Source organism: Sulfitobacter sp. JL08 (genome assembly GCF_003352045.1).
Lineage (GTDB): Bacteria > Pseudomonadota > Alphaproteobacteria > Rhodobacterales > Rhodobacteraceae > JL08.
Map to the genome: position 1 here is coordinate 3596465 of NZ_CP025815.1, position 24495 is coordinate 3620959.

At 56.5% G+C, this 24495-nt stretch carries 22 protein-coding genes; 16 read left to right on the top strand and 6 right to left on the bottom strand.

Annotation, left to right across the window (positions count from 1 at the left end; all coding sequences use genetic code 11):
• Nucleotides 1-12 precede the first annotated feature (12 nt).
• The 5 genes from mreC to C1J05_RS17715 are packed head-to-tail and all read left to right on the top strand — an operon-like array spanning nucleotide 13 to nucleotide 5477.
• Nucleotides 13-915, top strand: coding sequence for a rod shape-determining protein MreC (gene mreC, locus C1J05_RS17695; protein WP_114871406.1), 903 nt, complete (start codon nucleotides 13-15; stop codon nucleotides 913-915).
• Complete coding sequence (locus C1J05_RS17700) at nucleotides 908-1447, top strand: rod shape-determining protein MreD (RefSeq protein ID WP_114871407.1); 540 nt, start codon at nucleotides 908-910, stop codon at nucleotides 1445-1447. Before mreC ends, C1J05_RS17700 begins: the two co-directional genes overlap by 8 nt.
• Nucleotides 1444-3387, top strand: a complete 1944-nt coding sequence (gene mrdA, locus C1J05_RS17705) for a penicillin-binding protein 2 (protein WP_114871408.1) — start codon at nucleotides 1444-1446, stop codon at nucleotides 3385-3387. Before C1J05_RS17700 ends, mrdA begins: the two co-directional genes overlap by 4 nt.
• Nucleotides 3384-4523 carry a rod shape-determining protein RodA gene (gene rodA / locus C1J05_RS17710; RefSeq protein ID WP_114871409.1) on the top strand — a complete coding sequence of 380 codons (1140 nt, stop codon included), beginning with the start codon at nucleotides 3384-3386 and terminating at the stop codon, nucleotides 4521-4523. The genes mrdA and rodA overlap by 4 nt, the downstream gene beginning before the upstream one ends.
• Before the next feature lie 21 nt (nucleotides 4524-4544).
• Nucleotides 4545-5477, top strand: a complete 933-nt coding sequence (locus C1J05_RS17715) for a 2-hydroxyacid dehydrogenase (RefSeq protein ID WP_114871410.1) — start codon at nucleotides 4545-4547, stop codon at nucleotides 5475-5477.
• A gap of 6 nt (nucleotides 5478-5483) precedes the next feature.
• Here the strand turns inward: C1J05_RS17715 and C1J05_RS17720 are convergent, their stop codons facing one another.
• Nucleotides 5484-7496: a M3 family metallopeptidase gene (locus C1J05_RS17720; protein WP_114871411.1), complete on the bottom strand. Its 2013-nt coding sequence runs from the start codon at nucleotides 7494-7496 to the stop codon at nucleotides 5484-5486.
• A 127-nt stretch (nucleotides 7497-7623) separates the two neighbouring features.
• Between C1J05_RS17720 and C1J05_RS17725 the strand changes: the two genes are divergently transcribed.
• The 6 genes from C1J05_RS17725 (at nucleotide 7624) to C1J05_RS17750 (ending at nucleotide 14694) form a co-directional block, all read left to right on the top strand.
• Entirely contained in the window at nucleotides 7624-8832 is a 1209-nt protein-coding gene (locus C1J05_RS17725) for a trans-sulfuration enzyme family protein (RefSeq protein WP_114871412.1), read from the top strand.
• Nucleotides 8833-9111: 279 nt separating this feature from the next.
• A complete protein-coding gene (locus C1J05_RS17730) occupies nucleotides 9112-10185 on the top strand; it encodes an ABC transporter ATP-binding protein (protein WP_114871413.1) in 1074 nt (357 codons plus the stop codon).
• 5 nt (nucleotides 10186-10190) lie between these two features.
• On the top strand, nucleotides 10191-11102 hold the full coding sequence (locus tag C1J05_RS17735; RefSeq protein ID WP_114871414.1) for an ABC transporter permease: 912 nt from the start codon (nucleotides 10191-10193) through the stop codon (nucleotides 11100-11102).
• The gene (locus tag C1J05_RS17740; protein WP_114871415.1) at nucleotides 11095-11901 is read left to right on the top strand and encodes an ABC transporter permease; all 807 of its coding nucleotides are present in this window, start codon (nucleotides 11095-11097) and stop codon (nucleotides 11899-11901) included. Before C1J05_RS17735 ends, C1J05_RS17740 begins: the two co-directional genes overlap by 8 nt.
• A gap of 25 nt (nucleotides 11902-11926) precedes the next feature.
• Entirely contained in the window at nucleotides 11927-12952 is a 1026-nt protein-coding gene (locus C1J05_RS17745) for an ABC transporter substrate-binding protein (protein ID WP_114871416.1), read from the top strand.
• Between the two features lie 71 nt (nucleotides 12953-13023).
• Complete coding sequence (locus C1J05_RS17750; RefSeq protein ID WP_114871417.1) at nucleotides 13024-14694, top strand: amidohydrolase; 1671 nt, start codon at nucleotides 13024-13026, stop codon at nucleotides 14692-14694.
• Between the two features lie 18 nt (nucleotides 14695-14712).
• On the opposite strand, the gene C1J05_RS17755 is transcribed toward C1J05_RS17750, so the two are convergent.
• The 5 genes from C1J05_RS17755 to C1J05_RS17775 all read right to left on the bottom strand — a co-directional run bounded on the left by C1J05_RS17755 (nucleotide 14713) and on the right by C1J05_RS17775 (nucleotide 19209).
• Nucleotides 14713-15768, bottom strand: a complete 1056-nt coding sequence (locus C1J05_RS17755) for a HesA/MoeB/ThiF family protein (RefSeq protein WP_114871418.1) — start codon at nucleotides 15766-15768, stop codon at nucleotides 14713-14715.
• A complete protein-coding gene (dut, locus tag C1J05_RS17760; protein WP_114871419.1) occupies nucleotides 15768-16229 on the bottom strand; it encodes a dUTP diphosphatase in 462 nt (153 codons plus the stop codon). The genes C1J05_RS17755 and dut overlap by 1 nt, the downstream gene beginning before the upstream one ends.
• Nucleotides 16230-16271: 42 nt before the next feature.
• Complete coding sequence (gene coaBC, locus C1J05_RS17765; protein WP_114872425.1) at nucleotides 16272-17474, bottom strand: bifunctional phosphopantothenoylcysteine decarboxylase/phosphopantothenate--cysteine ligase CoaBC; 1203 nt, start codon at nucleotides 17472-17474, stop codon at nucleotides 16272-16274.
• A 68-nt stretch (nucleotides 17475-17542) separates the two neighbouring features.
• Nucleotides 17543-18334 carry a ChaN family lipoprotein gene (locus C1J05_RS17770; protein WP_114871420.1) on the bottom strand — a complete coding sequence of 264 codons (792 nt, stop codon included), beginning with the start codon at nucleotides 18332-18334 and terminating at the stop codon, nucleotides 17543-17545.
• Complete coding sequence (locus tag C1J05_RS17775; protein ID WP_114871421.1) at nucleotides 18331-19209, bottom strand: RNA polymerase factor sigma-32; 879 nt, start codon at nucleotides 19207-19209, stop codon at nucleotides 18331-18333. The genes C1J05_RS17770 and C1J05_RS17775 overlap by 4 nt, the downstream gene beginning before the upstream one ends.
• A 97-nt stretch (nucleotides 19210-19306) precedes the next feature.
• Between C1J05_RS17775 and cobU the strand changes: the two genes are divergently transcribed.
• The 5 genes from cobU to C1J05_RS17800 all read left to right on the top strand — a co-directional run bounded on the left by cobU (nucleotide 19307) and on the right by C1J05_RS17800 (nucleotide 24468).
• Nucleotides 19307-19837 carry a bifunctional adenosylcobinamide kinase/adenosylcobinamide-phosphate guanylyltransferase gene (gene cobU, locus C1J05_RS17780; RefSeq protein ID WP_114872426.1) on the top strand — a complete coding sequence of 177 codons (531 nt, stop codon included), beginning with the start codon at nucleotides 19307-19309 and terminating at the stop codon, nucleotides 19835-19837.
• A complete protein-coding gene (locus C1J05_RS17785) occupies nucleotides 19834-20409 on the top strand; it encodes a histidine phosphatase family protein (RefSeq protein ID WP_114871422.1) in 576 nt (191 codons plus the stop codon). Before cobU ends, C1J05_RS17785 begins: the two co-directional genes overlap by 4 nt.
• A gap of 437 nt (nucleotides 20410-20846) precedes the next feature.
• Nucleotides 20847-21809, top strand: coding sequence for a helix-turn-helix transcriptional regulator (locus C1J05_RS17790; protein ID WP_114871423.1), 963 nt, complete (start codon nucleotides 20847-20849; stop codon nucleotides 21807-21809).
• Between the two features lie 85 nt (nucleotides 21810-21894).
• Entirely contained in the window at nucleotides 21895-22893 is a 999-nt protein-coding gene (locus tag C1J05_RS17795) for a DUF1254 domain-containing protein (protein WP_108839259.1), read from the top strand.
• Nucleotides 22894-22923: 30 nt separating this feature from the next.
• The gene (locus C1J05_RS17800) at nucleotides 22924-24468 is read left to right on the top strand and encodes a DUF1214 domain-containing protein (RefSeq protein ID WP_162798128.1); all 1545 of its coding nucleotides are present in this window, start codon (nucleotides 22924-22926) and stop codon (nucleotides 24466-24468) included.
• Nucleotides 24469-24495 lie beyond the last annotated feature (27 nt).

A 24495-nucleotide genomic window follows, 5' to 3' on the forward strand; every position in this document is an offset into this window, starting at 1 on the left:
AAAGGGAACACATTGGCCAAAGACAGATCAAACGGCGAAGACTACACAGGTCCCCTGCGGCGATTGCTGATGGGGGTGTTGCTGTTGTGTCTGCTGGCCATTTTTCTGGTCTGGCGGATCGACAGCCCGCGGGTTGAACGGTTTCGCGCGCAGGTGACTGACGCGTTGGTACCCAATCTGGAGTGGGCGATGGCGCCGGTCACAGGCTTTGTCAATCTGATCCGGGATTTCCAAAGCTATCAGCGCCTTTCCGAACAGAACCGCGAATTGCGCAGTGAATTGCGCCAGATGCAGGCATGGAAGGAAGCGGCACTTCAGCTGGAGCAGGAAAACGCCCGCCTGCTGGACCTGAACAATGTGCGCCTTGATCCGCGGCTGACCTATATAACCGGGGTTGTTCTGGCCGACAGCGGATCGCCCTTTCGCCAATCTGTCTTGCTGAATGTTGGCGCGCGGGACGGGATCATGGATGGTTGGGCCACGATGGACGGTATCGGCCTTGTCGGGCGCATTTCCGGCGTCGGAAAAAACACGGCACGGGTCATTCTGCTGACTGATACGACCAGCCGCATTCCGGCAACGGTGCAACCCTCCGGTCAGGTGGCCATGATCTCGGGCGATAACACGGCGGCCCCGCCTGTGGAGTTTCTGGAAAACCCCGATCTGGTGCGGCCCGGTGACCGGGTCATTTCATCCGGTGATGGCGGTGTTTTTCCGGCCGGTTTGCTGATCGGACAGATCGCAGCCGATCCGGCAGGGCGCCTGCGCGTCCGGCTGGCTGCGGATTATGAGCGGTTGGAGTTTCTTCGGGTCCTGCGCCACCATGGCGCCGAGCCAATCGCAGACCCCAGCCAGATCGTGAAACCCGCGCAGGGTGGCGAAACCTCAGACATATCCGAGGCGCCGGATGGCTGAGTTGACGGTATCGCGGCTGTGGCTCATGCGTGCCGCCTTTGTGGCGCTGTGCATGTTCGTGATGTTCCTGCATCTGTTGCCACTAGACACAACGCCGCGCAATTGGGCAGGGCCAGATATCATCATGGCTCTGGCCTTTGCATGGGCATTGCGGCGGCCGGATTATGTACCGGCACTCAGCGTGGCACTGGTGATGCTGTTGGGTGATCTTCTGTTGCAGCGACCGCCCGGTCTGTTGGCATTGCTGGTTTTGTTGGGCACAGAAAACCTCAAAACACGCGCGCGCGCGCTGCGCGAGGCCCCGTTTCTGAGCGAATGGTCAGCCGTTGCGCTTGTGATGATTGCCATAGCCCTTGGAAACCGATTGGTGCTTAGTATTCTGGTCGTTCCACAAGCCGCCTTTTCGCTTAGTTTTTTGCAGATGGGTATGACTGTTCTGTGCTATCCTTTTGTCGTCGCCTTCACCCAGTTTGTCATGGGTGTGCGCAAAATTGCACCGGGCGATGTTGATCTGGTAAGACGTGGCGCATGAAGAAAACCAAACGCGATATCGACGGCAGCCACCGCTTGCTCAGTCGCCGCGCCCTGTTGCTGGGTGGCGTACAACTGGCATTTGCCGGCGCGCTTGCGTTCCGCATGCGTCATCTTCAGGTCGAACAGGCCGACCAGTTCCGCCTTTTGGCCGAAGAAAACCGCATCAACATCCGCCTGATCCCGCCAGAGCGTGGCGAAATCTATGATCGCAACGGGGCCGCGATCGCCAAGAATGTTCCCAGTTACCGGATCGTCATCGTGCGCGAAGATACTGGCGATGTGGACAAGGTTATCAGCAACCTGTCGCAGCTGATCGAACTGGACGACGATGAACTGAACCGTGCGATGGAAGAAATGCGGCGCAGTGCCCCGTTTCTGCCCATAACTGTTGCCGACAAGGTATCGTGGGAAGATGTCAGCAAGGTCGCCGTGAACGCCCCCGCCATGCCAGGCATTACACCCGAAGTCGGGCTAAGCCGCGTCTATCCGCGGGGATCGGATTTTGCCCATGTCGTAGGCTATGTCGGCGCGGTCAGCGATTATGATCTGGAACGGATCGAAGACCCCGACCAGTTGTTGCGCATTCCGCGATTCCAGATCGGCAAGGTCGGGCTTGAAGCCAAGCGCGAGGAAATATTGCGTGGCAAGGCAGGTGCCAAGCGGGTTGAAGTGAACGCCACCGGCCGCGTGATGCGCGAACTGGATCGCCGTGAAGGTCAGGCCGGGTCTGACATCCAATTGACGGTTGATCACAAGCTGCAAGCCTATTTGCAGGCGCGCCTGGCCGGCGAAGCCGCCAGCGCCGTAATTATGGATTGTGACGAAGGCGATCTTTATGCCATCGGATCGGCGCCGACTTTTGATCCGAACCTGTTTGTGCGCGGTATTTCATCAGCGGACTATTCCAGCCTTCTGAACAACAAATACCGCCCCCTGGCCAGCAAATCTGTTCAAGGCACCTATCCGCCCGGATCGACATTCAAAATGATCACCGCAATGGCAGCGCTGGAAGAAGGCCTGATTACACCGGATGAAACCGTGTATTGCCCCGGCCATCTGGACGTCGGCGGGCGCAAATTCCATTGCTGGAAGCGGGCGGGTCACGGGTTCATGAACCTGGAAGACTCTCTCAAGCAAAGTTGCGATGTGTATTATTACGATCTGGCACTGAAGGTGGGGATCGACAAGATTTCTGCTATGGCCAACCGGTTCGGCTTGGGCGTGCGCCACGATCTGCCAATGTCCGCCATAGCCGAAGGTCTGACACCCACGAAGCTTTGGAAGCTGCAAACCCACGATTCCGAATGGCGGATCGGGGACACCGCGAACTCTTCCATCGGACAGGGCTTTATGCTGGCATCTCCGCTGCAACTGGCGGTGATGTCTGCGCGGCTTGCCACAGGGCGTTCAGTTACACCGCGCCTGATCCGCACGATCGACGGCGTTGAAGAACCCAGCGGCGCGGGCGAACCGATGGGTATGAACGAAAACAATCTGCGCAAGATGCGCAAGGCCATGTTCGCCGTCAGCAATGATCGCAGGGGCACCGCCTATCGCAGCCGGATCATAGAAGATGCGTTCCGCATGGCCGGCAAGACCGGAACCAGCCAGGTCCGCAACATCACAGCCGCCGAACGGCGCAGTGGCGTGATCCGCAACGAAGACCTGCCATGGGAACGGCGCGACCACGCCCTGTTTGTCAGCTTTGCACCGATGGATCGTCCGAAATTTGCGGTTTCGGTGGTTGTTGAACACGGCGGCGGCGGCTCCAAGGCTGCGGCCCCCATTGCACGCGACCTGATGTTGCAAGCCCTTTACGGCGAAACGCCCCCGCTGACCGCCTATCCCGAAGGTGATCGCGCGCGGATCAAGTCCCAACAGGAACGACTGAAAGAGATCCATCCGATTGCCGACATTGATGGCCGGGGCCGCGCATGAGCTATCTTGAACATTCCGTCAAATCCGTTCCTGCAGGCGTCCGCAAGATTCTGTATCTGAACTGGCCCCTGACCGTCTTGCTGATCGCCGTCGCAAGCATTGGCTTTCTTATGCTGTATTCCGTGGCGGGTGGGTCGTTCACGCCCTGGGCCGAACCGCAAATGAAACGGTTCGTTCTGGGCATGGTATTGATGATCTTTGTCGCCATGGTGCCGATCTGGTTCTGGCGAAACATGGCCGTGGTCGCCTATGGCGTCTCTGTGGCTTTGTTGATCATGGTCGAATTGTTTGGCACGGTGGGCATGGGGGCGCAACGCTGGATCGATCTTGGCTTCATGCGCCTGCAACCTTCGGAATTGATGAAAATCACGCTGGTGATGCTGTTGGCAGCTTATTACGACTGGTTGCCAAGTTTCCGCAAATCCCGCCCATTCTGGGTTCTGATCCCTGTGATCGTGATCCTGTTTCCTACGTTTCTTGTTTTGCGGCAACCGGATCTGGGAACCGCCATTCTGCTGTTGGCCGCTGGCGGTGGTCTGATGTTTGTCGCTGGCGTGCACTGGGCCTATTTCGCGGCTGTCGTTGCCAGCAGCATCGGGCTGATTACCGCGGTGTTCAAAAGCCGTGGCACAGACTGGCAGTTGCTGGCCAATTACCAATTCCGCAGGATTGATACCTTTATCGATCCGTCAACCGATCCGCTGGGCGCGGGCTATCATATCACGCAATCCAAGATCGCGCTTGGCTCGGGCGGCTGGACGGGGCGCGGCTTTATGCAGGGCACACAATCACGGCTGAACTTTCTGCCGGAAAAGCACACGGATTTCATCTTTACGACACTTGCCGAAGAATTCGGCTTTGTCGGAGGGATATCTTTGCTTGTGCTTTATCTGCTGATCATCGTGTTTTGCGTTTATACCGCCTTGTCGACAAAAGACCGGTTTTCCTCTTTGCTTACTCTGGGCATCGCGTTGAACTTCTTTCTGTTCTTTGCGGTCAACATGTCGATGGTCATGGGGCTGGCACCGGTTGTGGGCGTCCCGCTTCCGATGGTCAGCTATGGCGGGTCTGCCATGCTTGTCCTTATGATCGCCTTTGGCCTGGTTCAAAGCGCACATGTCCACCGCCCTCGATAATCCCCAAAAAGAAAGCCTTTCATGACTATCAATATCTTGTTTGCCGCCGCTGAAGAGCGTTGGGAAGATTACAAAGGGCCACTGACCCGCGAACTGGATGCGCGTGGGCTGGATTATGATCTGGGGCTCGCCTTTGCGCCAGAGGACGTTGATTACATCGTTTACGCCCCCAATAGCGCATTACAGGATTTCACCCCGTTCACCCGTACCAAGGCGGTTCTTAACCTTTGGGCCGGGGTCGAGGCGATTGTCGGCAACAAGACACTGACGCAACCGTTGACCCGGATGGTGGATCACGGCCTGACGCAAGGCATGACAGAATGGGTTGTCGGGCACAGCCTGCGGAATCATCTGGGAATGGACGCGCATATCCTGCAACAGGATGGCGTTTGGCGCCCCGGTGCCCCGCCTCTGGCACAGAACCGGCCTGTGACAGTTCTGGGTCTGGGCGCATTGGGCCTGTCGGCCGCGCATGCCTTGGACAATCTGGGGTTTCCAGTCACAGGGTGGAGCAGATCGCCAAAATCCGTACCCGGGATCACATGCCTGCACGGAAAGGATGGATTGCAAAAGGCGCTGTCAACAGCGCAAATCTGCATCCTGTTATTGCCGAATACGCCCGACACCGAAAACACGTTGAATACACAAACACTGGCCATGATGCCGCGCGGGGCGTTCATCATCAATCCGGGGCGCGGGCCGCTGATTGACGACACGGCACTGCTTGCCGCGCTGGACAGCGGCCAGATTGCACACGCCACGCTGGATGTGTTCCGGGTGGAACCGTTGCCCGCAGATCATCCCTACTGGGCGCACCCGTCTGTAACGGTCACGCCGCATATCGCCGCTGAAACCCGTGCGGAAACCTGTGCCGAAGTGGTGGCCGAAAACATCGCGCGCAGCGAAGCCGGCGAACCGCTGTTGCATCTGGTGGACCGCGATCTGGGATACTGACCCCGATCAGGCCGCCAGCCCGCGTCCCTTCAGCAACGCCTCGACGCCGGGCAAACGACCGCGGAACGCCTTGTAAAGCGCTTCGGCATCCTGTGAACCACCGGTCGACAGAATGTGGGTTTCAAGAGCCGCCGCACGAACCGGATCAAAGGCGTTTCCAGCCTCTTCAAAGGCCGCAAATGCATCCGCATCCATGACTTCGGACCACATGTAACTGTAATAGCCGCTGGAATACCCGTCGCTCGCAAAGACATGGGCAAAATGCGGTGTGGCGTGGCGCATTCCGATGGCGTGTGGCATGCCCAGATCTGCCAGAACATCGGCTTGACGCGCCATGGGGTCCGTGGGGGCCGCGCCGTTGTGAAACTCCAGATCAACCAGCGCCGATGCAACATATTCGACCGTGGCAAAGCCCATATCGAAATTTGCCGCCTTCAATACCTTGTCCAGAATATCCTGCGGCATCGGTATACCCGTTTCACAATGCGTCGCGAATTCTGACAGGACTTCGGGCACTTCCAGCCAGTGCTCGAAAAGCTGGCTGGGCAATTCAACGAAATCACGAGCCACGGATGTGCCCGAAACGCTTTCATAGGTCACATCAGACAGCATCTGGTGCAGCGCATGCCCGAATTCATGGAAAAGCGTGCGCGCGTCATCATATGACAACAAAGCCGGATCGCCCTTGGCAAAGTTGCAGACATTTATCACGATAGGGGTCTGTTCTTTCGGGTATTTCGCTTGTGCCCGCATTGCGGAACACCAGGCGCCAGACCGTTTTGACCCACGGGCGAAATAATCACCTATGAAAACCGCCAGATGTTGGCCGTTTCGCGTTACCTCCCACGCGCGGCAGTCTGGGTGATAAAGCGGGATATCCAGTGGCTTGAACGACAGGCCGAACAACCGGTTCGCGCAGGCAAAAGCGGCTTCTATCATGCGGTCCAGTTGCAGATAAGGTTTCAGCGCCGCCTCATCCAGATCATGTTCAGCTTTACGCCTTTTCTCCGCATAGTAACGCCAGTCCCACGGCTCCAGATCGCCGTTGAACCCGTCTTTGTGCATCATCTCGGTCAGAACGTCTGCGTCCGACAACGCCTGCGCTTTGGCCGGTTCCCATACAGCCATCAACAAATCGCGCACGGCCTGCGGGGTTTTGGCCATTTCGGTTTCAAGCTTGTAATCGGCAAAACTGTCATAGCCCAAAAGCTGCGCGCGTTCCTGCCGCAGCGCCAGTATTTCGGCGGCAATATCCCGGTTGTCTGTCGCGCCGCCATTTGCGCCGCGCTTTGACCACGCGATATAAGCGGTCTGACGCAAGTCTCGCCGGTCGGAGAATTGCAGAAACGGAACAATGACAGATCGCGACAACGTCACAACCGGCCCGCCTGCGTTCTTCTCCACTCCGGCGGAGCGCGCCGCTTTGATCGCAAAATCCGGCAAGCCATCCAGATCGTCCTCGGTCAATGGCAGCAGCCATTCGCGTTCGTCAGCCAGCAGGTTCTGGGTAAACTCGGTTCCCAATACGGCCAGCCGCGATTTGATCTTTTTCATGCGCGTTTCTTCGTCACCGTCCAGCGCAGCGCCGGCACGTACGAACCCGCGATGGGTCAACATAAGCACGCGGGCCTGTTCCGGCGTCAGGGCAAGACTGTCACGCTGCGCCCAAAGAGCAGCGACCCGCGAAAACAACGCCTTGTTGGAAGAAATCTCGGAAAAATGCGCTGCCAGTTTGGGTGAAAAATCACGTTGCAGGGTTTCGCGTAACGGATTGCTGTCGGCCCCTGCAACGGTAAAAAACACGGCAAGAACCTGATCCAGATCGTGGCCCGCCGCCTCCAGTGCTTCGATCGTATTGGTAAAGTCGGGTGCGTCCGGATTATGCGCGATCGCGTCTATCTCGGCGCGGTGCCGTTCCAAAGCGGTTTCAAGGGCCGGGGCGAAATCGCTGTCGGAAACCTCATCAAAGGGGGCGACTCCAAATGGCGTCGTCCACGGGCGCAAAAGCGGGTTCGTCATTTCATTCTCCTTTGTCCGGCAAGCTAGGCTTCGCACACAGCATGGTCCAGTGGTGGTTGGAAATTAGCTTGCCATCGCAACGCGAACACGCCGAAAGTACAATCATTCATCGGCAGAGGGCACTAGAATGGCAAAGCGCAACACATATACCGGCATCATGACCACGGCGATCCATGCCGGCGAAATGCCCGATCCGGCAACGAATGCTTCGGCGCCTCCGATCCATATGTCATCCACATTCGTAACGGACGAGCCGTCAGGGTTTTCCGCCCATAATCTGACCGATGACAGCCCCTATACCTACGCCCGCTGGGCCAATCCGACAGTGGACATGCTGGAACATAAGATCGCGGCACTTGAAGGGGCGCAAGCCTGCCTGTGCACGGCCTCGGGCATGGGGGCCGCATCGGCCATCCTGTTCACGTTTCTGAGTTCGGGCGATCATCTGGTCATATCGGATGTGTCTTACGCCGGCGTGGCCGAACTGGTGCGGACAACCCTGCCGCGCATGGGGGTAGACGTGACACCGGTCGATATGTCCGATCTTGACGCTGTCGCGCAGGCAATCCGGCCGGGCACAAAGCTGGTTTACACCGAAACGCCCGTGAACCCTATTGGCCGTTTGACAGATTTGGCGGCAGTGTCGCGTCTGGCCCATGACGCCGGGGCATTGGTCAGCTGCGATGCCACGTTTGCCTCGCCTATTGGCATGGACTGTATCCAGCTGGGTGTTGATCTGGTGATGCACTCAACCACCAAGTATATCGGCGGGCACGGTGATGCGGTGGGTGGCGCGGTTGCAGGGCGCGCCGATCTGATTGCCCAGATGCGTATTGAAGCGGGCATACACCATGGTAACGTTCTGTCGCCATTCAACGCATGGCTGATCGCGCGCGGCGCCGCCACCTTGCCGCTGCGCATGCGCGCCCATCAGGAAGGTGCTTTGGCGGTCGCGACCTGGCTTGAAGCGCAGCCCTCGGTCACGCGTGTGATCTACCCCGGAGTGCCATCGCACCCGCAATATGAACTGGCGCAGCGGCAGATGAACAACACGTCTGGAATGATCTCGTTTCAGGTCGGAAGTGCCGAAACCGGCCTGTCGATCGCACAGGATATGATCGATAGATTAAACATAATTCACTATGCGGTTTCTCTTGGGCACCACCGCAGTCTGATCTTTTGGATGGGCAGTGAAGGCATGATCGACACATCCTTTCAGCTGAACGACCGTCAGGCTGCATCCTATCGCGATTGGGCCGGGGATGGCATTTTTCGCCTGTCTGTCGGGCTGGAGGACGCCAGCGATCTGATTGCGGATCTTGAACGTGTCTTGTGAGGGGGGAATTCAATTAAATGACTGAATTGATGAAACTTTCACAGCAAATCTGGCAACCTGAAACCAGTAGCCAAAAGACAGGCGCAGCGTGTCACGGTCGCGCGGAAAGCGATCCGGTTGTCTGTTCAAAATTTGTGCACCATGCCCGCGGTTCAGCACTGGGCAACCATCTAAATCGCGAAAGTCACAAATGATGTGCTTGACGGCAACCCACCGATTGCGCGTAGAATATATTTAACGGTCGACCAACGGCTGACACATTCGGGGACGGACATTCGCATGATCGAAATTAACGCTGTTACGAAAGCGTATGGAACCGGCAAAAGCCGTTTCCTGGCCCTGGACAACGTATCGGTTTCGATAAAGCAGAACGAGTTTTTTACCCTGCTCGGGCCTTCGGGATGTGGCAAAACCACATTGCTGCGCACCATCGCCGGTTTTGTCGACCCAACCAGCGGCACCGTTACAATGAACGGAAAGAACCTGCTGGATCTGCCGCCGCACAAACGCCCTGTGAATACGGTTTTCCAAAGCTATGCCCTGTTTCCGCATCTGACCGTGGCACAGAATATCGGGTTTGGTCTGGAGATGCTGGGCAAACCCAAGGCCGAGATCGACAAAACCGTTAACGAGATGATGGCGCTGGTCCAGATGACCCAACTGGCCGACCGCCAGACCGCGCAAATTTCGGGCGGGCAACAGCAGCGTGTTGCCCTTGCACGCGCGCTGGCCCCCAAACCCGAAGTCCTGTTGCTGGACGAACCCCTGTCAGCGCTTGATTTCAAGTTGCGCAAGGAAATGCAGCTGGAACTCAAGCGGCTTCAAAACGAAACCGGCATTACCTTTGTGTTCGTCACCCATGATCAGGAAGAAGCGTTGACCATGTCGGACCGGATCGCGGTCATGAATGCCGGTTCGATCCGCCAGATCGGCGCACCGCGCGATATTTATGACCATCCGGCCGAACGGTTTGTGGCGGATTTCATCGGCGACACCAATTTCCTCAAGGCCGATATGCTGTCGGTTAACGGGAACGATGCGGACATTCGCCTTGCCTCGGGCAAGACCGTCATGGCACGCGCGCCCGAAGGCATGGCCGCTTCTGGCGAGGTAACGCTGGCCGTGCGCCCCGAACATGCCACGCTGTCCACCGCAAAAGACGCATTATTGCCCGGCACGCTGGACAATATCGTCTACTTCGGAACGGACACACATTATCACATCAGTCTGGATACCGGAGGCGACTTTGTCGTGCGGCGCCAGAACCAGCCCGATACGGCCCAATCCTATGCAACCGGTGACAAGATCGGCGTCAGCTTTCCTGCCGGTGTCGGCCAGGTTCTGAAGGACTGATCGGAATGGCTGATCTTTCCTCCGCACGCGAAACGCAAGAGGCACGACGCCGCTGGTTGCTGCTCACCCCGGCTTTGATCATTCTGATTTTTGCCGCCACCGGCCCCTTGTTGATCACGATTGTCTATTCCTTTCTGACACCGGGTGATTACGGCGGCATCGTCTGGTCGTTTTCGCCCAACGCCTGGTTCAACGTGGTGTTCGAACGCGATATTTTCGAAGGCACTCTTGGCTTTTCCGACGCACATCTTTCGATTTTCTGGCGATCCGTCAAACTGTCGCTGATGACAACAATCGCGGCCTTCGTGATCGGGTTTCCAACGGCGTATTTCATCGCGACAAGGCCTAAATCGCACCGTGATTTCTGGATGTTGCTGATCATCATCCCGTTCTGGACCAATCTATTGATCCGCACTTTTGCCATCATGGAACTGATCCGCAACGAAGGCACGGTAAACACATTGCTGATGGCGCTTGGCGTCATAGATGAACCGATCCAGATGCTGTACACCGAATTCGCGATCATGCTGGGGATGCTTTATGTCTATCTGCCGCTGATGGTACTGCCGCTTTATGCGTCGATGGAACGGCTGGATTTTTCACTGGTTGAAGCGGCTTACGATCTTTATGCAACGCGGTTTCGCGTGCTGCGCAAGGTGATCATCCCGCTGGTCAAGCCGGGCATCGTTGCAGGATCTATCCTTGTCTTTGTGCCCAGTCTGGGCGCCTATGTCACTCCGCGTGTGATGGGCGGCGGCAACCAGCTGATGATCGGCAACCTGATCGAATTGCAGTTCGGCCAAGGCCGCAACTGGCCCTTGGGTGCGGCCCTGTCGATCACCTTGCTGGCCATCGTGATGGTTGCCCTGATGGTCTATGTGCGTTCCGCCGGAGAAGAGGACCATCCCCATGGCTAAGGCAAAGGGTTTTGATGTCCGCTATCAGGTCGGCTTTACCAGTATTGCGCTGGGGTGTTTCGTGATCCTGTATCTGCCGATCATCCTGTTGGTGATGTATTCGTTTAACGCGGGTACATCTATCGCCATATGGGAAGGGTTCTCGTGGCGCTGGTATCAGTCCGCCTGGGAAAACGAACAGGTGCAGGATGCAACCGTGCGTAGTCTGGTCATCGCGTTCTGGGCGTCTCTGATTTCGACCAGCGCCGCGGTTCTGGCCGCATTGGCCACCACCCGCACCCGCAAATTCAAAGGCCAGTCGACGGTGTTCGCGCTGATCAACCAGCCGCTGATGGTACCCGAAATTGTTACGGCTGTGGCGCTGTTGATCTTTTTCGCGATGATCAAGGTCGCGACCGGCTATACCGGCCTGCTCTATCTGATCATTGCGCATTCGGCCTTCTGTATTCCGTTTGCCTACCTTCCGATCCGCGCCCGCCTGCAAGGCATGGACCTGTCGCTGGAACAGGCTGCATCCGATCTTTATGCCAACCCTTATCAGGTGTTTCGCCGGATCACCCTGCCCCAGCTCTGGCCCGGTATTCTTGCCGGTGCGATGCTGGCCTTTGTTATTTCACTTGACGATGTGGTGATTACGGAATTCGTTAAATCAGCAGGGCAGGACACCCTGCCGACCTATATGCTTGGACAATTGCGCCGTGTGGTCACACCCGAGGTCAACGCGATTTCGACCGTGCTGCTGGCGATTTCGGTAACGATGGTGGTAGGATTCTATTTCCTAAGCCGCGTTAAAAAGTAAACAATAACCAACTGGGAGTATCCAAATGAAAAAAACATTAACAACCACCGCGATTGCGCTGGCCCTTGCCAGCCCCGCCTTTGCCGATGGGGTTTTGAACCTGTACAACTGGGGCAATTACACCAGCCCCGAAATGATCGAAAAGTTCGAAGCTGAAACCGGGATCAAAGTTACGATCACCGATTACGACAGCAACGATACGGCCCTTGCCAAGATCAAGGCGGGCGGGCACGGCTATGACATCGTCGTTCCGTCAGGCACCTACATTCCGATTTTCATCAGCGAAGGCCTGCTGATGGAAAGCAAGCCGAACGAGATGGAGAATTTCAAGCACATGGACCCACAATGGGTTGATGTCGATTTCGATCCGGGCCGCAACTACACCGTTCCATGGCAATGGGGCACCGTGGGTGTGACAGTCAACACGGCTGTTTACAGTGGCGACATCAACACCGCCGCAGTGATCTTTGATCCGCCCGAAGAACTGAAGGGCAAGATCAACGTTGTACCGGAAATGAACGATGTGATGGGCATGGCGATCCACTATGTGGGTGGCGATCAGTGCACCGAAGATCTGGAAGTTCTGAAAAAGGTCCGTGACACGTTGCAAGCGGCCAAACCGCACTGGCTCTCGATGGACTATGGCAATATCGAGAAATACGCCAAAGGCGATCTGTCCGCCGGTGTGAACTGGAACGGCGCATCATTCCGTGCGCGCAACCAGAACCCCGACATTGCGTTCGGCTATCCCCAGGAAGGTTTCCCGGTTTGGATGGACAACGCTGCCATTCTGGCAGATGCCACAAATGTGGATAATGCCAAGACCTTCATGAACTTTATCATGGCCCCCGAAAATGCGGCGATGCTGTCTGCTTTTGCACGGTATGCCAACGGCATCAAAGGGTCCGAAGAATTCATGCCGGAAGACATGAAAACGGCCCCCGAAGTCGTGGTTCCTGCGGAACTTGTCGGGGCAAGCTATGTTGCCAAGACATGCTCGCCCGCGGCACAGAAACTGTACACCGCGATCTGGACAGAGCTTCAGAAATAAGCACGTAATGGCGCGGCCCCCCGGTGTGTTCCGGGGGGCCGCGTTTTTCATTTCAACACCGGATATTCGCCATGGCTACATCCCCCGATATCATCATTCTGAACGGCAAACTGATCACGTTCGATCCCGACCAGCCAAAGGCACAGGCCCTGGCGATTACCGGCGGTCTGATATCCGCCGTTGGTGAAAACGATGATATAAAAGCACTTGCCGGGGCAAATTCCAAAATGGTCGACGCCAAGGGCGGGACCGTCCTGCCCGGATTCATTGACAGCCATGTGCACCTGTTTGGCGGCTCGTTCGAACTGTCCTGTCTTGATCTTTACGAGGTCGAAGGGCTGGACGCGATGAAGGCCGCAATCCGCCCCTATGCCGATGCGAACCCTGATGAGAAGATCGTGTTCTGCATTCAGGCCGATTACGACATTCTGGGGCTGGGCCGTACCCTGACACGCCACGATCTTGATCAGATCATCGCCGATCGTCCATTGGCAATGTTTGCCCCGGATCATCATACGATCTGGGCCAATACCGCCGCACTGAAGGCAACCGGGTTGCTGGAAGGCGGCAAGGTTGATGCCGGATCGGAAATCGTGATGGGGAATGACGGATTGGCCAGCGGTGAACTGCTGGAACCCGGGGCCTATGCGCCGATCCTTGGGCTGACCCGCCATGGCGGGCGTGAAATGCTGGGCCTTGTCACCGGCGCCGATCCGGAGCCCCCTGCCACCAAAGCCGAACGCGAACTGGACAAGGACGTGATCGAACAGGGTCTGAAACACTGCGCCGCGCAAGGCATCACCACACTGCACAACATGGATGGAAACCGCTATCAGCTTGAACTTCTGACCGAGCTTGAGGCCGAAGGCCGACTGCATGCCCGCGTTGAAATCCCGTTTCACCTGAAAGGCACCGATCCGGTATCGCGCCTGTCCGAAGCGGCCAAGATGCGCGATGATTTTCAAGGCGACAAAGTCTGGTGCAACCGCGTGAAAATGTTCATTGATGGTGTTGTGGAAAGCGGCACGGCGTTGATGCTACAACCCTACCCCGGATCCGACGACAACACAGGCGACGAGGTATTCACCCAAGAGCATTTCGTGGCATCCTGTGTCGAGGCGGATCGTCTGGGCATGCAGATTTCAGTGCATGCGATCGGGGATGCCGGCGTGCGGCGCACCATTGATGCCTATCAGGCCGCGCAACAAGCCAACGGAAAACGCGACAGCCGCCACCGGATCGAACATCTGGAAGTGATGCACCCCGATGACATCCCGCGACTGGCGGAACTGGATATCGTTGCGTCCATTCAACCGGCCCATGCGCCGATTGGCCATTTCTTTCCGCCGACAGGTGTGGGCAAGCATCTTCATGACCATCAGATTCCCGGCGCCTACGCATGGCAGCACATCCGCAACACTGGCGCAAAAGTCATTTTCTCAACCGACTGGCCGGTGATCCCCGTTGATGTCATGCCCAATATCAAGGCCGCGATTGCGCCACTTGATCTGGGTGCGCCATGGCGCGATCAGACGCAGTCTTTGAACGACACCCTTGCCAGCTACACGCGCGACAATGCGTGGGTTGAATTCAACGAAGATCGCAAGGGCCAGTTAAAGGCCGGAATGATGGCGGATATTGCCATTATGAGTCACGATCTTGAGGCACTTGCCCCGGCCGACATCACCGATGCGTCGGCCATCATGACAATCTGCGACGGAAAAGTCACCTACACGGCGTGATCGCAAAACCAGCAAGGGTCAGGTCTGATCGGCTTTATCTTTGCGCCCGCAGACCGGGCAATCGCTGCGCGGTTTCAATGTAATCTGCCGGGTTTCGCCGTAAAGACCGTCATAGATCATCATGCGCCCGCGCAAAACTTCGCCGGCCCCGGTGATCAGCTTGACGGCTTCCAGCGCCATCATCGATCCGACCACACCGGGCAGCGGCCCTATTACCCCGGCTTCGGCGCACGACGGTGCAAGCTCAGCTGCGGGGGCCGCATCAAAAATACAGCGATAACAGGGCGCACCCCGCGCCGGATCGAACACGCTGACCTGACCTTCCCATTGCGACAACGCACCTGATACCAGCGGCTTGCCCAACGCCACAGCCGTTTCATTCACAAGATAGCGCGTTGCAAAATTATCTGTGCCATCCAGGATCAGATCATAATCACCGAACAGATCAGCGGATATTTCCGCAGTCAGCCTGCGGTGGTAGGGACGCACCGTGACAAACGGGTTTTGCGCCAACATGGCGCGTTCAGCAGAAAACACCTTTGGCAGATCAATGTCAGCATCGCGGTGGATGACCTGACGTTGCAGGTTGGCGTTATCAACAACATCATCGTCGATCACCCCGATCGTCCCCACACCGGCTGCCGCCAGATATTGCAACACAGGGGCTCCCAGACCACCCGCGCCGATCACAAGAACCTTGGCCTCCTTCAGCTTTTTCTGGCCGGGTCCACCCACTTCGCGCAATACGATGTGGCGGGCATATCTGTTCAGTTCCGTTTCGGAAAAAAGCTCTGATTTTGACGGGGGCGCAACCGGCGCACTTGCTTTGCTTCGCAACCAGTTCAGACCTTTTTTGTACATCAGGACCAGCACGACAAATCCGGCCAGAATGACCCACAACGCGGGTGATTCACCGGTTGCCTGACGCAACGGATGCCCAAAAGGCAGCACAAGCTGCACCACCAGAACAACGCTGAACAGCACAAGCAGCAAACCCAGCCGCGTACGCCGGTCCACCCCCATAAATGCACCGACACCCCAGATCACAGCGCCAAGAAACAGAACCAGCAGCATCAGTTACGCCCGGTAGATCCGAAACCACCCGCGCCACGGGCCGTTTCATCAAGGGTTTCGACAACATCAAATCGCGCCTGCAGAACCGGCGCCACCACCATCTGCGCAATCCTGTCGCCATGGTGGATCGTCACATCGCTATCGCCCATGTTCATCATGATCACACCCAACGGACCGCGATAATCGCTGTCTATGGTTCCCGGGCTGTTGGGAAGGGTGATGCCGTGCTTCAGCGCCAATCCAGAGCGCGGGCGGATCTGAACCTCGAATCCGTCGGGAATGGCCAGCCGCAATCCGGTTGGCACCAGACGGCGATCCCCCGGCTTCAGTGTAATACCATCGCGCTGATCCAGCGGAAAATTCGCACGCAGATCGGCACCGGCGGCACCGGTTGTTTCGTACGCAGGCAGCAAGACATTTCGATCAGCTGCGTCGTCCCACATCACTTTAATCGCAACCATGCCAATGCCCCACCCGGTTTTTCGCCCCATTCATTTTCATGATCACAGGGCCGGGCCCAGCGCTTTTGCAATACGATCCGCCAACTGTTTTGCTACATCATGTTTCGTCATTCTGGGCCAGTCTTCCGCGCCATCCCCGGTGATCAGAACCACGGCGTTTTCTGCGCCGCCCATAATGCCGGTTTCAGGGCTGACGTCATTGGCAACGATCCAGTCACATCCCTTGCGCTTGCGTTTGGCTGTCGCGTTGGCGGCAACATCGTCCGTTTCAGCCGCGAAGCCGACAACCAGCTTGGGCCGTCCCTTTTTCATCTGCGCAACACCCGCCAGAATATCAGGATTTTCCTTCAGTTTCAGATCGGGCAACGCGCCTTTTGATTTCTTCAGCTTGCTTTGACTGGCGGTGGCAACCCGCCAATCCGCAACTGCTGCGGCAAACACAGCCGCATCAACAGGCAAAGCTGCATCAACGGCGTCTTGCATGTCGGCCGCGCTTTCAACCCTGATCACCTGAACGCCTTCGGGCGGAGGCACATCAGCGGGGCCGGTTACAAAAACCACCTCGGCACCAAGTGCGGCAAGCGCACGACCGATTGCAGCGCCCTGCGCTCCGGACGAGCGGTTGGCGATATAGCGCACCGGATCGATAGGTTCATGTGTGGGGCCGGAAGTTACCAGAATACGGCGCCCATTTAACGGACCGTCACCCAAGGCCGCTTCAACCGCCGCCACGATCTCAAGCGGCTCTGCCATTCGGCCCGGTCCGAATTCTCCGCAAGCCATGTCGCCGTCATTAGGACCGACAAACCCGATACCATCCTTTTTTAAGGTGGTGATATTGCGTTGGGTAGCAGCATGCTGCCACATCCGCACATTCATGGCCGGGGCCAGCAGAACGGGCGTGTCGGTTGCCATCAAAAGGGTCGATGCCAGATCGTTGGCCAGACCGCCTGCCATCTTGCCCATCAGATCAGCCGTGGCCGGGGCCACAACCACCAGATCGGCATTGCGCGACAACTGGATATGGCCCATTTCCGCTTCGGTTGTCAGATCGAACAGATCGGTATGAACAGCTTCGCCCGCCAGGGCCGACACCGAAAGCGGCGTCACGAATTCAGCGCCTGCGCGGGTCAGAACGGGTGTCACGGATGCGCCGCGCTCTTTCAATCTCCGGATCAGGTCCAGTGATTTATAGGCTGCAATTCCGCCGCCGATTATCAGCAATATGCGCTTTGATGCCAGCATGATGGGCCCTTTTTCTGCTTGGGCCAGCATATGACCCACATCCCAATTCTGCCAGAGCTATTGCAACCCTACCGAAAGGCATCGCACGGGTCCGGGCGTGATACCGGATCGGATGTCAGCATCATGTCAAATCCGCCATCCGGGGTCTGGCCCGTTTCAGCCTGACCGACGCTGATGACAGATACACCCGGATCGGCAAGTGCAACGAACGCGGGCGCCCCCCAATCCTTGCGCGCGTGGCCGTTACCGGTGATCACAACGACCGGACCTCCGGTTTGGCGCAAAGCGTCCAGCGCGACCTTGGCAATGGTTGCGTCACGCAACCGCTGCATTTCGACCATCGCCGGCAACATGTCTTCGGGAAGCGCATCGCAATGCGCCGCCATTTGCAAAGCCTCGCGTTCGGCCTGCTGCGCCTGCGCCAGTGGTTTGGTCAAACCGAACTGTTCGGCCTGCGCGCCGAATGCGTCTGCGACGCCTGTTTCCATTGCTACGCGCGCCGCATCGCGCGGCACGCCGGCACCAAATACAAACGCATCGCCGGTAGCCTTGAAAATCGGATAGTACATTGAAAAATCGGGCCAGCCCGAATCTTCCCAGCCTAATGCGCTGGCAAGTTCATCCTGGTCCGCACCACGCCATTCAGGCACGGCAGCGGCCTGTTGCGATGTCAGCATTTCGAATACGACAGCCGCAGGTTCCAGATTTTCAATCAGGCGCGCCTGTTCGGCATGATGCGCCGGATTATCATGGATTTCGCCTAGAAAAACGATATCGGCAGCCGAAAAATCGCCCGCCCAAACGGCAAACGCGCCCGAAAAGAGCGCGCCGCATATCAAAATTCTGGCTGTGATCCTCATGCGAGGAACTGATGCACCTCACGCGACTGGCTTTCAAGGTTTTTGCGCATCTTCGCAAATGCCGCCGCCTCAAGCTGACGCACACGTTCTTTGGACAAGCCCAGTTCATTTCCAAGGCTTTCAAGCGTCCGCGCATCATCGCGCAATTTACGCTCGCGCACGATAAAGCGTTCGCGTTCATTCAGGGCATTCATTGCAGCCAGCAGCCATTCGCGCAGCTTGTCGGTGTCATGATTGTGCTCGACCACTTCGGCGGCCTGCGCGCTGTCATCTTCAAGCGCGTCGATCCACTCGCGCCCCTCGTCTTCGGTTGATTGCGTCGCATTCAGCGAAAAATCAGAACCTGACAGACGGCCCTCCATCATTTCAACATCATGCAGGGGCACACCGATCTCTGTAGAAATCATCTGGCGCAACTGGTGCCGATCCAGTTCCTGTCCTGCCGCCGCCGCTTCGCGTTCAAGTCGGGCCTGCACCCGGCGCAGATTGAAAAACAGCGATTTCTGGCTTGAGGTCGATCCCGTGCGCACCATCGACCAGTTGCGCATCACGTGATCCTGAATGCTGGCCTTGATCCACCACACCGCGTAGGTCGAAAACCGCACACCCCGGTCAGGATCAAACTTGTCCGCGGCCTTCATCAAACCCAGACCTGCCTCCTGGATCAGATCGTTCATGGGCGCGCCATAGCGTTTGAATTTGGACGCCATGGAAATGGCCAGACGCATGTAGGCCGTTATCAGACGGTGCAGCGCGGCTTCGTCGCGCTGGTCGCGCCATGCGTATGCCAGCTGCAGTTCTGTTTCCGCGTCCAGCAGTTCGGCCTTCATGGCCTTCCGCGACATTGACATATCCCGTGCAGTATCAAGTGCCATGTCTCATCCCCCTGATGAATGGTGGCGCGATGCACGCGCCTTGTGTTGCGCTTTTAAACTTTGTACGCCGATGACACTTATCTGGATCAATTGTGACATGAACATTTCGTTACCAAAGCTGACTCTGGTGCTGGGCGGTGCCGCTGCCGGAAAATCAACCTACGCCGAAGCGCTGGTCAAAAAGGCGTCGGACTCAAAGATCTACATTGCGACGGCCCGCGTTCTGGACGCCGAGATCAAGGCGAAAGTACAAAAACACAAGATCGCGCGCGGTTCAGGATGGACCACGATCGAAGAGCCGCTGGATTTGCCGGCGGCGCTGGCAACCGTGTCAACCCGCGATGCCGTCCTGATCGATTGTGCAACAATGTGGTTGTCCAATCAGATGATGGCCGAAGAAAACCTGGCAGACGCACAGCATCTTTTTCTTAAGGCGCTTGTAGGCTGCCCTGCGCCGGTTGTGATCGTATCGAACGAAGTCGGACAGGGCATCGTGCCGGCCAATGCCATGGCACGACAGTTTCGCGAAGCGCAGGGGCATCTGAACGCATCGATTGCCGAAATCGCGGACACGGTGCTGTTTGTCATCGCTGGATTGCCGCAAGTGCTGAAAGGGTCGCTGCCATGACACGCCTGTTCATGGTGCGCCACGGCCCGACCCATGCCAAAACCTTTGTCGGATGGTCGGACCTGCCTGCGGATCTGTCAGATACCGCCGCTCTGGCCAGACTGGACGCTCATTTGCCACCGGACGGGGTTGTCATCTCTTCCGATTTGATCCGCGCATCGGCCACGGCAGATGCCATCCAGAACAAGCGAACCCGCCTGCCCCATGATCCGGATCTACGAGAGCTGAACTTCGGAGACTGGGAATTGAAAGCATTCACAGACATCGAAAACAACGATCCCGAGCGCGCCCGCGCGTATTGGGACAATCCGGGCGAAGTGCGCCCCCCGAACGGCGAAAGCTGGAACGATGCGCGGAGTCGGGTGGATCGTGTCATTGATCGGCTGCTGGAAACACATTCAGGCCGCGACCTGATTGTTGTGGCGCATTTCGGTGTGATCCTGACACAAGTGCAGCGTGCCCTTAACATTGGCGGATACGAAACTTTTGGCCACCGCATTGACAACTTGTCGGTCACCGAAATCGGGACACACCCACAGTGGGCCGCAATGCATATCAATCACATACCGTGATGCCCAAGGCTGCGTCAACGTCTGGGCGTCCGACGTAAAAACTAAGTGATAACAACACTTTAACAATCACCAGCGATCGGCTGCCGTCCTCGCTGGGCTGTACTGTTACACCCTGAAACGCAGCGGTATCCTAGTTGCGTGGTGCCATAAAAGGTGCCGTTCTGTGTTGACGCGTACAACGGTGCCTCGAAGAGAAAAGCTGACATTGGTCGCGACCGCAGCGAATTTCGATGGTTCTATGACCGAGTTGCGGACTAAGCAGTCTGATGCTGGTGCAGCGAAACTCGCGGCCGCGCGTCCACCAAATCGCGAAACAAGTTGCGGCACTGCAAAGCGTTTTCCCGAAAGCGGTCATTGATCAGTTCTTTGGGGCCAATGCCTGCGAGTAGGCTTTCTCTCCAGCAGGTTTCGGGTTTTAATGCTTCCGGGAGGGTAAGATGCCAAATCAGTCATTGAATAAAGCTAGTTGGCAAATGTTATCCGCGTCGAAGATCGAGGATCTGGCCGATGCCGTGCTCGGCGCTGGCCTATTGGCCGAACAGTTCGACCCAGGTCAATTTCATGCATCACTGGCTTTCCGTCGTTCCAAAGGGGTCACGACAACATCCGGCATGCTTATGGGCCGCACGCTGCTTTCTGGGATACTGTCGAAAGACCAGCTCACTCTTGGGCTCGGTCTTCATATGCCCTCTGGATCCCGGCATTGGATGAAACCGGTCCAGACCGGCACGGTTGGGGTATTTCGACCGGGAGATTACCACGAAGCCTATTACCTTCCGGGCTCGCTCTATGTCGGCCTTACGATGTCTCTGGAAACGCTGGCCGCGGAGGCGGAGTGCGCCGAAGTCCATCTCGACCCGGTGTTGCTCGTAACCGGACATGCTGAAGAAGTCCTTCCAGGGCGATCCACAGTCGTCTTGCAGCGGGAGTTCTCGGCGCTACATCGAGGAGCGGCAGAGAAACTCGAAGGCGAAGGCTATTCTCCTGAAACGGCGACATTGCAAGCGTTGATCCGCCACCTAGGACGTGCACCGGTTCAACACAGTTGGAGCCGTAGTGGACATGGTGCCCTCTATATCGTGTCACGCGCGCGAGACTTCATCGAATCGAGCTTTGCCGAACGGATCGACATCGATGATATCGCCCGAGCGTCTGGATCATCGCGTCGTTCCTTGCATCGTGCCTTTGCTGATATCTTAAATGACACACCAATCCGTTACTTGAATCGCCGGCGTCTGCACAATGTCAGAAGGGTCTTGCTGGCGGACGGCGAATTGTCCGTGACGCACGCGGGAAGCCTGAGCGGCCTCAGCGAGTTGGGCAGATTGTCTGTTAATTACCGAGCACTGTTTGGCGAGTCGCCCTCCGACACAAGGCGGGGGATTTGGTCCGTTCGATAGCGCCCAGACGACGATTGGCACAATCTGCATAGATGTGCAGTTACTTTTGACTATCTCTTGTCAGGCGAACAAGGAGAAAAAGCACATGAAGAAAACAGCGCTTCTGTCCGGGACCTTTCTGCTCGGTGCGACAATGGCATTGGCGGAACCGGTCACGATGGAAAACTACGTCGTTGCCGAAACTGATTGGTATTTCAACAACCAACAGAACGCTGGGCCGGTCAATACGTTCACGCACAACGGCCCGGTCAGCAAGGACGCGCAGGATGTGATCCGTTCGAACCGGGATGTCATGTACTCGCTCGCCGTTGTCGACATTTCGGCCGGTGCTACGCTGACAGTACCGCCGCGTGATGACTTTCAAATTATTCACGTGATGGATGAAAACCATCTGTCTCATTTCGTGATCAAGGCCGGTGAAAGTCGTACTATCACCCCCGAAGACGTCACTGGCGGTACGCATGTGTATCTTTTGGCACGGACAAAAATCACCGACGATCTTGAGGAATCCCTCGCGGCACAAAGTGCTATGACAATTGAGGCCAACTCGGCCGTGCCATATCCTGCAAAAGGCTTCCACAGCGAAGACGTTGAAGCGTTTCGCAACAAGCTCGTTCAGGAGTTTGCCGAGGGCAAAGCTAAAATAATCGAACACGAGTCTTTTGGCGCAACGATGGATGACGTCGATCCGACAAGCTACATATACGCCGCTGCGGTTGGGTGGGGTGGCTTACCTGCTAGTACTGCACAATACCTCTCGGCGGTTGCGGGCCAGGGAGACGCTTCATGCCAACGCTACACCTTGCCGAAACCCAATCTAGATTGGGAAAGCGGTGGGTTCTTTTCGTTGACGACTTACGACACCGCAGGCTGGATTGTTGAGGATGATTTCTACATCGGTCATGAGAACATGCAGGACGACGGCGAAACCTATTCAATCTATCTAAACTGTCCGGATCAACCCAACAGTCTGACGGTTCCGGAAGGATGGACTGGGATTGTTCGGATGTACCTGCCAGTCGATGTGCAGGAAAATATCGACTACATTGAGTCGGTTCGCGGCATTGCGCCTGAAAAACAGTGAACGGCCAAGACGTAAGAAAGAGAGATATTCGTGGCTTTCAATAAACGTGAAATAACAGATTCCAGGAAGCCGAAGCTGCCCAAACACAGCTTGGCAAAAGCGTCTTTGGTGAATGCTGAGCGCCCTCTAAGTTCGACGCGCATGCGGCTACACCCACGAAGTTGGGCGACTTTGATCACCTTTTTTGCTGTGTCAGCGTTTTCAACATTTTCAGTCGAGGCCAAAGACTTCTCGGCCAGTCTGACGACGCAGGAAAAGATGACGCACCGCCGAGCCATAGAAACCGCTGTTTGGGCGATGCCACTGACCAATGCACTTGCGATGCGCGACGGGTTCGCAGATGTCGGATGCAACTACAACGACGTGTGCTATTTCTCAAAAATCCAAAACTACAAAGCCGCTGTTACCACGCCAAATAACACCACACCCTATGTAATGGCTTTCTGGAACATCAGCGACGGGCCGGTCATGATCGAGGTGCCACCAACCGAAGGCGACTTGGGTTTGTGGGGCACGCTTATGGATATCTGGCAGAGACCACTGGCAGATGTAGGTGCGAAAGGCCGAGACAAGGGCGCGGGAGCAAGATACCTGATCGTTCCTGAAAACTACGAAGGTGACACCTACAACGCGGATTATGTTCTGCCGCAAACCACTTTGAACGGTTATACTCTGTTGCGCCCGATTATTCCCGACGCATCAGCGGGATCCCTCGCCGCTGCGGAAGAGTTCACCAGAAAACTTAAAGTCTACGACCCTGCAAATCCGGTTGAGACGCAGTACATCGACTTGCAAGATATTAATATTTCTGGCGTCGTTCAATTTGACGCTTCTCTGTTCCTCTCGATTAACAATTTTGTCCAGAATGAAAACCTTGAAGAACGAGATGCGGTTGCGTTGGGCATGCTCAGACGGCTGGGAATAGAAAAAGGACAAGATTTCACACCGTCTGATCGCGAGATAAAGATACTTGACGATGCAGCAAACGAGGCGTTGATCTTCCTGCAAGAAACCTATTTCGACAATTATTCACGAAAACAAGAAATGGGAAATGGCTGGACTGTTCTTACTCCGGCTTCGTCTTATGAGACTGGTTTTGAATGGCTTATGTCGTCTGGTGCATTAGCTTTGGATGATCGGGGCAGTTCGTTCTTTGCCTTTTACACTTCAGCCGAAGAATTCAATCTCACCAATCCTCCTACGATGTATTTGCTTACCAGTCGTGACGCCGACGGCGAGCGCTTGGATGGCGGGACAACTTACAGTCTGACCGTACCGCCAAACGTGCCGGTTGATCAGTTTTGGTCAGTGCTCGTTTATGACTTCGAAGACGCCACATTCCTTGATGGTCTGGACAAATATGGTGTGGCATCGACTGAAAACCTGATCGCCAACAAAGACGGCAGTGTTGAAGTCGTGTTCGGAGCAACGCGTCCGGAAGAAGTACCTGCCTCTAACTATGTTCCGACTGTCGAGGGCAAAGGATGGTTCCCTTACTTCCGGTTTTACGGACCGGGCGAAGCATTGTTCAAGGGGGAGTTTAAGTTGCCCGAAATTACGAAGTATAAGGATTGAAGGCCGCGTCTATTCGGCGCTGGCGCT